Genomic DNA, 12,368 nt, shown 5'->3' with positions numbered 1-12,368 from the left:
GATATCCCTGATAATGTCCGAGTGGCAATCAGTACCGATACATTAGTGGCGGGAACTCATTTCTTAGCTGATGCTAATCCTGCTTGGGTTGCGCATAAAGCGCTAGCTTCTAATATTAGCGACTTAGCTGCAATGGGAGCCACTCCTGCTTGGGTCTCGATGGCGTTAACCTTACCAACGGTAGACGAAGCATGGCTTGCGCCTTTTTGTCGCGCTTTTTTTGATTTAGCCAACTACTATAATATCCAGTTGATTGGTGGTGATACCACCAAGGGGCCGCTTTCGATTACCCTGACGGTACATGGGTTTGTTCCTCAAGATAAAGCATTACTGCGTGATCAGGCAAAAGTGGGGGATTGGATTTATGTGACTGGCGAACTTGGTGATAGCAAAGCTGGATTAGAGGTTATTCTTGATCCGACGAAACGAGCGTGTCCCTTCGCTGCGGAATTACAGCAGCGTCATTATCTCTCTACTCCGCGAGTCTTGGTTGGCCAAGCCTTACTAAACCTTGCTTCTGCGGCGATTGATATCTCGGATGGTTTAATGGCAGACTTAAGGCATATTTTACATCGCTCTCAAGTGGGAGCGCGTATTGAGGTGGATGCCTTACCGCTTTCGAACGAATTAAAGCAGTTTACAGGGGATGATGTCCTTGCCCAGCAATATGCTTTAACGAGTGGTGAAGAGTACGAACTCTGTTTTACTGTTCCGGAAGAAAATAAAGGTTCGCTAGAGAGTGCATTGGCTCATACCGCGAGCAAGATAACCTGTATTGGCCAAATTCGCCCACAGGGTGTTGTCGAGCTTATTCGTCAAGGTGAGAAGCTTGATTGGTCTTTGACCGGATTTGATCATTTTAAGGAGTCAGTATGAGTCATCCAATTTCACGCCTTTCTATGCGTAATCCTTGGCATTTATTAGCAACCGGCTTTGGGAGTGGTTTATCCCCGATTATTCCCGGCACAATGGGAACACTAGCCGCTGTTCCTTTTTATTTACTATTGGCTCATCTCCCTATCTGGCTTTATTCACTATTGGTCTTATTTGCTTGCTTCATTGGCGTGAAAATATGCCAACTGACAGCAACGGACATGAAAGTTCATGATCATGGCTCTATTGTATGGGATGAATTTGTTGGATTTTGGATAACGATGTTTATCGTTCCTTTTCTTCAGTTACCGGTTTGGGATTGGCGTTGGTTAGTGAGTGGCTTTGTTCTGTTTCGTTTCTTTGATATGGTCAAACCGTGGCCGATTGGATGGTTGGATAAACGTATTGATGGCGGGCTAGGTATCATGTTAGATGATATTGTTGCGGGTGTTATATCGGCGTTTATGCTTGTGGTGATCGGTGCGTGGGCGGGGTGGTTAAACTAGCTAATCCGCGAAAACTTGCGCTAGAGTTATCGGTTTGGGAGAGGATATTCTTCCTCCCCATACACAACAATAAATAGGTTATCGTGATCTGGCTGATATCGGTTAAGGCGCGAGACTGGCTACATTTTCAATTAACCGCTCACGCAATGCCGTTGCTTCTGCTTCTGTTAACTTTCCCCCATTGGTACTGGTGAGAATAAATAAATCTTCGGCGCGTTCACCAATCGTAGTAATTTTGGCGGCATGAAGGTTAATATTGAGTTCAGAAAAGGTTGCCCCAACGGTGGCAAGTAATCCAGGAGTATCGAGTGCCACAAACTCCATTAAGGTGCGTTTCTTACTTTTAGTGGGGAGAAAATCAACTTGAGTCGGTACGTTAAAGTGTTGCAAATTACGAGGTATGCGGCGAGTTTTAATTTTTGTTGGGCGACCATCATGCAATACATGCACGAGATGCTTTACCAATGATTTATGTCGTAACTCTTCAATTGCTTGTCCGTTATGATCTAAGACCATAAAGGTATCGAGTACATATCCGTCTTTACTGGTCATGATTTGTGCGTCATGAACGTTTAGATTACGCCTGTCTAATTCTGCCACAACGGTCGCAAATAATGCGGGTTGGTCTTTGGTGTATACGAACACCTCCGTTCCTCCTCGAGTGGCTTTTTTACTAATTAAGACTAACGGTTGGTTTGCATCATGATGAGTGAGTAGGTGGCTACCGTGCCAAGCGATCTGTTTATGTGTGTGACGTAAGAAATAATCTGCTTTAAAACGTTGCCAGAGGAGTTCAATGCGACGGCTGGCGAATCCTTCCTTGCGCAGTAAAGCGGATGCCATTTGTTGGTTATGACGAATTCGCTCCCGGATATCGACCGGGTGCTCTAGTCCACGCCTTAGCGCTCTTTGAGTGGAATAGAACAATTCTGCCAGCAAGGTACGTTTCCAACTGTTCCAAAGCTCAGGGTTGGTGGCACAAATATCAGCAACCGTTAAGCAGACTAAATATTCGAGATGTTCTTCATCGCGCACTTTTTTGGCAAACTCAATAATAACATCAGGATCGTAAATATCACGTCTTTGGGCTGTGACTGACATTAACAGATGGTGTTGTACCAACCAGGCCACAAGTTTACCTTCGGGCTTAGAGAGCCCATGTTCAATGCAGAAGTCGTAAGCTTCAACTGCTCCGATTTCAGAGTGATCACCGCCGCGCCCTTTGGCTATGTCATGGAATATAGCCGCAATAATCAATAATTCTTTTTTTTGTATTTTCGGGTATATTTCACAACAAATAGGGTGTTTGGAGCGATTTTTTTCATCATTAAATAAGTTGATGTGTTTAAGTAATCGAACGCTGTGCTCATCGACGGTATAAGCATGAAATAGGTCAAATTGCATCTGCCCAACAATTTGACTCCATTGCGGAAGATAGGCCGCTAATACCCCCAATTTATGCATTTGACCGAATGCTTTGTGCAGGGCATTCGGATGGCGGGTTAATGCCATAAACTTTTCTCGAGCGAGAGGGATGGTGTGTAGAAATTTATTTAATCGACGGCGAGCAGTGCGTAATTGACGCATAGTCGAAGGGGCAACACCTTGAATGGTGGAATCGCTGGCAATATGTAAAAACATATCCAAGATGGTTTCTGGCCGAGCCTGGAAAAGTGCCGGTTTACGGGCTTCAATTAATGCTCCTCGGCGTTGGAAATCATCATCAATGATTTCTGGTTTGCTCTCTTGACCATGATTTAAGATCGCTTGATCAAACAGTTTTAGTAGCATTTTGTTCAATTCTGCCACACGACGTAAAGTTCGGTAGAACTCTTTCATCATCATTTCTACTGGACGATTTCCTTCGCCAGTAAAACCGAGGTGTTCAGCCACTTGTGCTTGATGAGCGAAGGTTAATCGGTTGTCGTAGCGTTTAAGCTCAAGGTGTAGGGCAAAACGGATGCGCCATAAAAAGTCTTGGCATTCGACTAACTCTCGATATTCTGCATCAGTGAGAAAACCAAAGCGGCTCATTTCATACAGTGTTTTAGCACCAAAATGGCGGCGAGCAACCCAACTTAACGTATGGATATCTCTTAAACCTCCTGGGGTGGATTTTATGTCGGGCTCAAGATTATAGGTAGTATCATGATAGCGAGCATGGCGGGCACGTTGCTCTTGAATCTTTGCTTGGTAAAACGTTTCGCTTGGCCAAAAAGAATCAGAGTCGACAAGCGATTGGAGTTGTAAAAAGACGGTTTCGCTACCGCAAAGTAAGCGAGCTTCTTGTAGGTTCGTCGCAACGGTTAAATCTTCTCGGCCAATTTCAGCACATTCAGATAATGTCCGTACCGCATGGCCAACCTCCAAGCGTAAATCCCATAATAGCGTGATAAATTCACTGATCTTACGCCCTAGTTCATCGGCTAATTTATGCTCTGATACGATCAAAATATCAATGTCAGAGAGCGGGTGGAGTTCACCGCGTCCATATCCGCCAACAGCAGCGAGGGCAATTTCAGGATGATGATGAAAGCCAAATTGCTGCCACAGTCGATGCAGTAATAAATCCATATATTCTGCACGACCAAGCACAAGGTCTGTCACAGAGTGGCGGGCTAAAAACTTTTGTCGCTGATAAAGAGAAAAGCAATCTAATTGTTGCTTTAATTCGTCGACATTGAGCTGTTCGTTAGTAAAACGAAGCGGAGATAAGTAAGAAGGCATAACAAGCGGTCCGTGCAAAAGAGTGAGCTCAGGTCTGTATTGAATCTAACAGAAATCAATCACTGAGCTCAAGCGCTCCTTTATAGCATATTGATAGAGCTGACCGCTTTTTGCTATTAGGCGTTGTGAAAAATACGAGGGATGGTTTCTTCTTCACGTAAAGTTAAAATTTCACAGCCATCAGCGGTGACCAATAAAGTGTGCTCCCATTGCGCTGAATTTTTGTTGTCTGCGGTATAGACAGTCCAGTTGTCCTCATCATCAAGCCGGCAACCAAATTTACCCGCGTTGATCATCGGTTCAATGGTAAAAATCATTCCTTCACGTAAGACTGTGCGATCATTATTGCGGTAATGCACCACTTGTGGCTCTTCATGAAACTCAGCCCCAATACCATGCCCACAATAATCACGTACAATCGAAAATTTCAGGCGAGGATTATTTTTATTGTTGGTTTTGATGTGTTTTTCAATCGCGGTACCAATCTCACCTAACTGTATACCAGGTTTAACTTTTTTCAGGGATAGATACAAACACTCTTGTGCGACAAAACAGAGGCGTTTATCAGCCGGAGAAACCTCACCGATGAGGAACATTTTGGAGGTATCACCATGGTAACCATCTTTAATTACTGTGACATCGATATTCATAATGTCGCCCTCTTTAAGTACCGCTGGGCGCAGGATTTGTCCAAAATAAGTATCTTGTGAGGCTGGGATGCCATGGCAAACAATATGATTAATCGAGGTGCAAATGGACTTTGGAAAGCCATGATAATTAAGCGGTGCTGGAATTGCGCCTTGTACTTCAGTGATATACTGGTGACAAATTTTGTCTAGTTGTTCTGTCGTTATCCCCGGTTTTACATGGGGCTCGATCATTTCTAGAACCTCTGCTGCGAGTCGACCTGCGATTCGCATTTTTTCAATCTCTTCAGCATTTTTAATTTTTACAGACATCGGCTTTCTCTACTCATTTTTATGCACTCCCGTGCCAATCGCAATATTGTAACAGTGCAAAAAGGAAGCGCAAGAAGCGACTTAGATAAGAATGAGAATTATAGAGAATTGATATCCCCCGCTTACCTGCAACGCCAGGTTGTTTGGGTATCTTTTATTCTCGTCATCGTGTTGGCCTGTTGATGATAGCCAGTCGTCAATTAATTATTACTAGCCACATTGCGGCTAAATATGGTATAAAGCGCGCCGGAATACTGGTCTATTTTCTTCATGTTTGACGAGTTAGATCGGCTCCATACACATTTAACTTTAAATCACACACATTCCGACACGTGTTCCGGGGTGCTTCCAGTGGTCACTGAGAAGTCGGATGCATGGGGGATGTGGAGGCCTAACCCCATAGAGGATTATATAATGGCAACTGTATCAATGCGCGATATGCTAAAAGCGGGTGTTCACTTTGGTCACCAGACTCGTTACTGGAACCCAAAAATGAAACCATTCATCTTTGGCGCTCGTAACAAAGTTCATATCATCAACCTAGAAAAAACCGTACCAATGTTCAATGAAGCACTTGCTGAAATGACTAAAATCGGTGAGAAAAAAGGGAAAGTTCTTTTCGTAGGTACTAAGCGCGCTGCATCTGAAGCTGTTAAAGAAGCTGCAATTGCAAGTAACCAATACTACGTAAACAACCGCTGGTTAGGCGGTATGCTAACTAACTGGAAAACAGTTCGTCAGTCAATCAAACGTTTAAAAGATCTTGAAGTTCAGTCAACAGACGGTACTTTTGAGAAACTGACTAAGAAAGAAGCTCTAATGCGTACCCGTGAAATGGAGAAATTAGAGAAATCTCTTGGTGGTATCAAAGATATGGGTGGTCTACCAGACGCTCTATTCGTTATCGATGCTGATCACGAGCACATCGCAGTTAAAGAAGCAAACAACCTAGGCATTCCAGTATTTGCTGTTGTTGATACTAACTCTAACCCAGATGGTGTTGATTACGTTATCCCAGGTAACGATGATGCAATCCGTGCTGTTCAACTATACTTGAACGCCGCTGCTGAATCAGTTAACGAAGGTCGCAACAAAGATCTAGCGACTGTTGCTGAAAAAGACGGCTTTGTTGAAGCGGAATAATTTGCGGCTCTGAGTCACACTTAGTTCTATCTATTATAATAAATAGTATAGGTTAGGTGATCGTTAGCATTGGGGGCCGAATCGATAGGCCCCCAATTTTTACCATATCCAGAATCAACTGAGGAATAGAGAATGGCTGTTACTGCTGCTCTAGTTAAAGAACTGCGTGAACGTACTGGCGCAGGTATGATGGAATGTAAGAAAGCGCTTGTTGAAACCAATGGCGATATCGAATTAGCGATTGAAAACATGCGTAAAAGCGGCGCTGCGAAAGCGGCGAAAAAAGCAGGTAACATCGCTGCTGAAGGAACTATCATCATTAAACAAGGCGAGGGCATTGCTGCTCTTGTTGAAATCAACTGCCAAACTGACTTCGTTGCAAAAGATGGTAACTTCCTAGCGTTTGCTAATGAAGTTGCAGAAGCTGCTCTTGCGTCTAAAGTCGACGTAGAAGCACTACAAGCTCAATTCGAAGAGACTCGTATTGCACTCGTGGCTAAAATTGGTGAAAACATCACCATCCGTCGCGTTCAATATATCGAAGGCCAAGATTTGGCTTCATACAGCCACGGCTCTCGTATCGGTGTGGTTGTTGCAGGTGCTGCAGATGCAGAAACGTTGAAACACATTGCGATGCACGTAGCGGCTTCTCGTCCAGAGTATGTAAACCCTGAAGATGTTCCTGCTGACGTTGTTGCGAAAGAACGTGAAGTTCAAGTTGAAATCGCAATGAACGAAGGTAAACCAAAAGAAATCGCAGAGAAAATGGTTGAAGGCCGCATGAAGAAATTCACCGGCGAAGTTTCTCTAACCGGTCAAGCTTTCGTGATGGAACCCAAGAAAACCGTTGGTGAAATTCTGAAAGAAAAAGGTGCTTCAGTTTCTTCATTCGTTCGCCTAGAAGTAGGTGAAGGTATTGAAAAACAAGAAGGCCTAAGCTTTGCTGAAGAAGTAGCAATGGCTCAAAAAGGTTAATCGTTATTTGATTACACCATTAAGACCGTAGCCAAGGCTGCGGTCTTTTTACGAATGCGGTAATCTTAGTCGTGATGAATATATTTATACGGCAAGTCTATTCATGACGGTTAATTCACAACACTCTTTGGAAGGTAAAATCCATGACAACGAACCCTAAACCCGCGTATCAGCGTATTTTGTTAAAATTAAGCGGCGAAGCATTACAAGGCGATGAAGGTTTTGGTATCGACCCTGCTGTGCTTGATCGCATGGCACAGGAAGTGAAAGAACTCGTGGAATTGGGGGTTCAAGTTGGTGTCGTGATCGGTGGCGGCAATTTATTTCGAGGTGCAGGGCTTGCCGCTGCGGGAATGAATCGAGTTGTGGGTGACCACATGGGAATGTTGGCAACCGTGATGAACGGTTTAGCAATGCGTGACGCTCTGCACCGTGCGTATGTCAATGCTCGTGTGATGTCTGCTATTCCACTAAAAGGCGTGTGTGATGATTACAATTGGGCTGATGCGATTAGCCAATTGCGTCAAGGTCGAGTGGTTATTTTTTCGGCGGGGACCGGTAACCCTTTCTTTACGACAGATTCTGCTGCTTGTTTACGTGGTATTGAAATTGAAGCCGATGTGGTCTTAAAAGCGACAAAAGTAGACGGAGTCTACAGTGCTGACCCTGTAGCTAACCCTGATGCTCAACTGTATGATAAACTGGTTTACAGCGATGTACTGGACAAAGAACTTAAAGTGATGGATCTTGCAGCCTTTACTTTAGCACGCGATCACAAGATGCCAATCCGTGTCTTTAATATGAATAAACCAGGCGCGTTACGCCGTGTGGTCATGGGTGAAGCGGAAGGTACACTAATCAGTGCCGCAGTATAATCACGCTCAAGATGAAATAAGAATTAAGGTGATATTGTGATTAATGAGATCAAAAAAGACGCTCAAGAGCGTATGGAAAAAAGTGTTGAAGCGCTAAAGAATAACCTTTCTAAAATTCGTACTGGCCGCGCTCATCCAAGTTTACTTTCTGGCTTGTCAGTTGAATACTATGGTGCAGCAACACCACTCAACCAAATTGCTAATGTCGTGGCAGAAGATGCTCGTACGCTAGCGATTACGGTATTTGATAAAGAACTGACCCCTAAAGTCGAAAAAGCGATTTTAATGTCTGATCTTGGCCTTAACCCAATGTCTGCTGGGACGGTAATTCGTGTACCACTGCCACCACTCACAGAAGAGCGTCGCCGTGATCTAGTTAAGATTGTGCGAGGAGAAGCTGAAGGTGGACGTGTTGCCGTACGTAATATTCGTCGTGATGCAAACAACGATCTTAAAGCTCTTTTGAAAGATAAAGAAATTTCAGAAGATGAAGAACGTAAAGCTCAAGATGAGATCCAAAAGCTAACGGATGTCGCCGTCAAGAAAATTGATGAAGTATTAGCGTCCAAAGAAAAAGAGCTAATGGAAGTTTAATTTCATAACAACATGTAAAAAAACGCTGTGCTCGCAGTGCAGCGTTTTTTTATGCTACCCTTCATCATCTTTTTGTCATCATTACGTTTCTATGCAAAATTCGCCACTCTCTTCAGATGTTCTTCCCAAGCATATCGCAATCATTATGGACGGCAATGGTCGTTGGGCGAAAGCGCAAGGTAAACCTAGGGTTTTTGGTCATAAAAATGGGGTTTCAGCAGTACGTAAAACGATCACAACCGCCGCGAAATTAGGGATAAAAGCTGTCACTTTATTTGCTTTTAGCAGTGAAAATTGGCGGCGTCCTGAAGAGGAAGTCGGTGTATTGATGGAGCTCTTTATTAGCGTTCTATCTACCGAGGTCAAAAAATTACACAAGAATAATCTACGCCTTCGCATAATTGGGGACAAAAGTCGCTTCAGCCAGCGGTTACAAAGTAAAATAGCCCAAGCAGAAGCTTTGACTCAAAACAATACTGGGATGGTAATTAATATTGCGGCGAATTATGGTGGCAAATGGGACATTACCCAGGCGGTGCGTGAGATTGCAACCAAAGTCAGCTGCGGTGATCTTTCGGTAGATGAAATTGACGAAGGCGTTGTTGCTAACCATCTTACAATGGCCGACCTTCCTGAGGTCGATCTGCTGATCCGTACCAGTGGTGAATGTCGGATCAGTAATTTTATGCTTTGGCAGTTAGCCTACGCAGAAATGTACTTTACCCCGGTTTTTTGGCCAGAGTTTGGTGAAGAGAGTTTAATTGAAGCCATGACTTGGTTTGTGAATCGGGAGCGACGGTTTGGTTGTACCGGTGAGCAAATTAAGGCATTGATGACATCATAAAATAGGACGTCTAAGTTTGAAGCAGAGAATTATTACAGCGCTCTTACTTGCCCCCTTGGTTATTGCTGGGATTTTTTTTCTCCCGCTAAGCGGATTTATTTTGGCTCTAGCCTTGGTCACCTTTTTGGGGTTTTGGGAATGGACTCAGTTTGTTTCTTCCTCGTCTCGCTATTTAGCGTTAATCCCGAGCGTTGTTGCAGGAGGAGTGAGCTATTTTTTCCTTGCACCTCAACTGGCTTTATCGAGTGAGTTATCGTCGATTCAGAGTGCTATGCTCATGACTGGTTCGGTTTGGTGGGTTTTTTCTAGTGTGCTCGCGGTTACCTATCCTAAATCTCGTGGTTGCTGGGAGTCATCCAATACCGTCCGTCACCTGTTTGGTTTACTCACTTTATTGCCTTTTTTCTGGAGTGTGATTTTTTTACGCGCTGAACATTTTACTGTTGATAGTTACCATGGTGCGAAATTAGTTCTATTTGTTTGCTTGATTGTCTGGGCGGCCGATAGTGGTGCTTATTTCGCCGGTAAGAGCTTTGGCAAGCATAAAATGGCACCAGCGGTTAGCCCAAACAAGACGATTGAGGGGTTAATGGGGGGCGTTGTCGCTGCGATGATGGTTGGGTGGTTTTTTGCTGATGTTTTTTCAATTCAATTTACCTCCTCTTTTATTATGATGCTGACCATTTTGATCACGGTGGTCATTTCTGTTTTGGGAGACCTAGTTGAAAGCATGTTCAAACGAGTCTCAGGGATCAAAGATAGCAGTAATCTTATTCCCGGACATGGGGGGATTTTAGACCGAATTGATAGTCTGACGGCCGCTTTCCCTGTGTTCGCGCTTCTCTATTTCTTATTCTAATGTCGAGCGATGCGATATTGCTCGACTGAAACCATGGCATTTTTTGGATATGTGTAAATTAACGATTCTGGGAGCGACGGGGTCTATTGGATCCAGTACGCTTAAAGTTGTTGCTGAGAATCCTGACCGGTTTACTATTGTGGCGTTAGCCGCTGGGCGAAATGTAACCAAAATGCGTGAGCTTTGCCAAACATGGCGACCTAAATATGCCGTGATGGCTGATGCTACCGCTGCTCAGTTGTTGACAGAACAACTAACTGCTTTACATTTGACAACCGAAGTGTTGTATGGCGAAGAAGCGATGTGCTACGTCGCTGCTCATGAAGAAGTCGATACCGTGATGGCAGCCATTGTGGGTGCTGCCGGGCTTATCCCAACCATGTCCGCCGTTAAGGCAGGCAAGCGAATATTATTAGCAAATAAAGAAGCGTTAGTGATGTCTGGTCAGCTATTTATTGATGCTGTTGACACGTATGGTGCGACGCTGTTGCCCGTTGATAGTGAGCATAATGCGATTTTCCAATGTTTGCCTGTTGATGCTCAAGCCAAATTGGGACGGTGTGATCTTTCTGCCAATGGCATTTCTCATATTCTGCTTACCGGTTCCGGTGGCCCTTTTCGCTATAGTGATGTTGCTTCATTGCATGATGTGACTCCTGAGCAGGCGATTGCTCATCCTAATTGGTCTATGGGGCCTAAAATTTCTGTTGATTCGGCAACCATGATGAATAAAGGGTTAGAATACATCGAGGCTAAATGGCTTTTTAATGCCTCGCGTGATCAGTTGAATGTTCTGATCCATCCTCAGTCTGTAATTCATTCAATGGTTCAGTATCAAGACGGTTCTGTGATCGCACAACTTGGTGAGCCAGATATGGCCACGCCAATAGCCCAGGCTTTGGCCTATCCTCAACGTATTACAGCCGGTGTTCGACCACTTGATTTTACGCGTTTGAGTGAGTTGACTTTTATGGCGGTCGATTATCAACGCTACCCGTGCTTACAATTGGCTATTGATGCGTGTTACTTGGGGCAACATGCAACAACATCATTAAATGCAGCCAATGAAGTTGCTGTCGATGCTTTTTTGCGAGGTCAAATTCGTTTTACTGATATCGCAACTATCAATGATAAGGTATTGTCTAAAGTTTGTGGGACTCACAGCCCGTTACATTCTTATAATTTGGAAAGCCTACTTGAGCTAGATACAATAGCTCGCAGTTTTGCTAATCAAACCTTAAAAGAGCGCATGTTATGAGTGGCATTTTGTGGAACTTTATCGCCTTTGTAGTCGCCCTAGGAATCTTAGTGGCGGTACATGAGTATGGTCATTTTTGGGTCGCGAGAAAGTGTGGGGTTAAAGTTGAAAAGTTTTCGATTGGCTTTGGACGAGCGATCTGGAAACGAATGGGGAAAGATGGCACTGAATACAGTCTTTCGATCATCCCCTTAGGCGGTTATGTCAAAATGCTCGACAGTCGAGTGGCCGATGTGCCCGTTGAAATGCAACCATTTGCTTTTGATAAAAAATCACTGTGGCAGCGCTCTGCAATTGTCAGTGCGGGGCCTATCTTCAACTTTCTTTTTGCTTTGGTGGCATATTGGTTGGTGTTTTTAATCGGAGTGCCAGCCGTTAAGCCTGTGATTGGAGAGGTGACCCCTTATTCTATTGCGGCGCAGGCTGGTGTTGAACCCGGTATGGAAATCAAAGCTGTCTCTGGCAGCAAGACGCTTGATTGGGAATCGGTCAATATGGGCCTTATCCGTCACATTGGTAACGATCAATTAACATTGACGGTTTCTTCACCTGATCGCATCGGAATTGATGAAATCAAAACTTTTGACCTACGTTCATGGAACTTTGATCCTGAAACCGAGTCTGCTATGGGAGCGTTAGGATTTAAACCGTTTATGCCTGCGGTTTCGACCGTATTAGCGAGCATTTCATCGGGTAGTGCAGGAGAACGAGCGGGGTTACAGGTGGGTGATGTACTAACGAGGATTAATGGTCAA

Annotated in this window: 12 protein-coding genes; 10 read left to right on the top strand and 2 right to left on the bottom strand. The window is 44.2% G+C overall.

Translation table 11 applies throughout. The features are described from left to right. Together thiL and pgpA are read left to right on the top strand one after the other, a co-directional pair. Positions 1-876: thiamine-phosphate kinase (gene thiL, locus B7C60_RS10640; protein WP_245869181.1), on the top strand; the 876-nt coding region annotated here is incomplete at its 5' end. Next, positions 873-1,379 (top strand): phosphatidylglycerophosphatase A, encoded by a 507-nt coding sequence (gene pgpA / locus B7C60_RS10635; protein WP_099611624.1) that lies wholly within the window; start codon positions 873-875, stop codon positions 1,377-1,379. The genes thiL and pgpA, both read left to right, overlap by 4 nt. 102 nt (positions 1,380-1,481) lie before the next feature. On the opposite strand, the gene glnD is transcribed toward pgpA, so the two are convergent. Together glnD and map are read right to left on the bottom strand one after the other, a co-directional pair. Next, positions 1,482-4,106, bottom strand: a complete 2,625-nt coding sequence (gene glnD / locus B7C60_RS10630) for a bifunctional uridylyltransferase/uridylyl-removing protein GlnD (protein ID WP_099611623.1) — start codon at positions 4,104-4,106, stop codon at positions 1,482-1,484. A 116-nt stretch (positions 4,107-4,222) separates the two neighbouring features. Continuing rightward, positions 4,223-5,065, bottom strand: a complete 843-nt coding sequence (gene map, locus B7C60_RS10625) for a type I methionyl aminopeptidase (protein WP_099611622.1) — start codon at positions 5,063-5,065, stop codon at positions 4,223-4,225. Positions 5,066-5,479: 414 nt separating this feature from the next. Between map and rpsB the strand changes: the two genes are divergently transcribed. The 8 genes from rpsB to rseP form a co-directional block, all read left to right on the top strand. Further along, on the top strand, positions 5,480-6,208 hold the full coding sequence (gene rpsB, locus B7C60_RS10620; protein WP_099611621.1) for a 30S ribosomal protein S2: 729 nt from the start codon (positions 5,480-5,482) through the stop codon (positions 6,206-6,208). A 132-nt stretch (positions 6,209-6,340) separates the two neighbouring features. Further along, on the top strand, positions 6,341-7,183 hold the full coding sequence (gene tsf / locus B7C60_RS10615; protein WP_099611620.1) for a translation elongation factor Ts: 843 nt from the start codon (positions 6,341-6,343) through the stop codon (positions 7,181-7,183). Between the two features lie 143 nt (positions 7,184-7,326). After that, positions 7,327-8,058: a UMP kinase gene (pyrH, locus tag B7C60_RS10610; RefSeq protein WP_099611619.1), complete on the top strand. Its 732-nt coding sequence runs from the start codon at positions 7,327-7,329 to the stop codon at positions 8,056-8,058. Between the two features lie 36 nt (positions 8,059-8,094). Further along, positions 8,095-8,652 carry a ribosome recycling factor gene (gene frr / locus B7C60_RS10605; protein WP_099611618.1) on the top strand — a complete coding sequence of 186 codons (558 nt, stop codon included), beginning with the start codon at positions 8,095-8,097 and terminating at the stop codon, positions 8,650-8,652. A gap of 91 nt (positions 8,653-8,743) precedes the next feature. Beyond that, on the top strand, positions 8,744-9,496 hold the full coding sequence (gene uppS, locus B7C60_RS10600) for a polyprenyl diphosphate synthase (RefSeq protein WP_099611617.1): 753 nt from the start codon (positions 8,744-8,746) through the stop codon (positions 9,494-9,496). A gap of 16 nt (positions 9,497-9,512) precedes the next feature. Continuing rightward, complete coding sequence (locus tag B7C60_RS10595; RefSeq protein WP_099611616.1) at positions 9,513-10,355, top strand: phosphatidate cytidylyltransferase; 843 nt, start codon at positions 9,513-9,515, stop codon at positions 10,353-10,355. A 49-nt stretch (positions 10,356-10,404) separates the two neighbouring features. Beyond that, positions 10,405-11,613 (top strand): 1-deoxy-D-xylulose-5-phosphate reductoisomerase, encoded by a 1,209-nt coding sequence (gene ispC / locus B7C60_RS10590; RefSeq protein WP_099611615.1) that lies wholly within the window; start codon positions 10,405-10,407, stop codon positions 11,611-11,613. Then, the coding region (rseP, locus tag B7C60_RS18900; protein ID WP_245869178.1) for an RIP metalloprotease RseP at positions 11,610-12,368 on the top strand (759 nt) is incomplete at its 3' end. The genes ispC and rseP, both read left to right, overlap by 4 nt.

The sequence above is a fragment of the Vibrio fujianensis genome (assembly GCF_002749895.1).
Lineage (GTDB): Bacteria > Pseudomonadota > Gammaproteobacteria > Enterobacterales > Vibrionaceae > Vibrio > Vibrio fujianensis.
The sequence above is the reverse complement of the archived record's forward strand: the minus strand, read 5'-3'. Positions and strand labels throughout refer to the sequence as shown.

Bases quoted from the DNA above. Each gene is read 5' to 3' on its own strand.
- pgpA (WP_099611624.1), top strand. From the start codon at position 873: ATGAGTCATCCAATTTCACGCCTTTCTATGCGTAATCCTTGGCATTTA.
- glnD (WP_099611623.1), bottom strand. From the start codon at position 4,106: ATGCCTTCTTACTTATCTCCGCTTCGTTTTACTAACGAACAGCTCAAT.
- map (WP_099611622.1), bottom strand. From the start codon at position 5,065: ATGTCTGTAAAAATTAAAAATGCTGAAGAGATTGAAAAAATGCGAATC.
- rpsB (WP_099611621.1), top strand. From the start codon at position 5,480: ATGGCAACTGTATCAATGCGCGATATGCTAAAAGCGGGTGTTCACTTT.
- tsf (WP_099611620.1), top strand. From the start codon at position 6,341: ATGGCTGTTACTGCTGCTCTAGTTAAAGAACTGCGTGAACGTACTGGC.
- pyrH (WP_099611619.1), top strand. From the start codon at position 7,327: ATGACAACGAACCCTAAACCCGCGTATCAGCGTATTTTGTTAAAATTA.
- uppS (WP_099611617.1), top strand. From the start codon at position 8,744: ATGCAAAATTCGCCACTCTCTTCAGATGTTCTTCCCAAGCATATCGCA.
- ispC (WP_099611615.1), top strand. From the start codon at position 10,405: ATGTGTAAATTAACGATTCTGGGAGCGACGGGGTCTATTGGATCCAGT.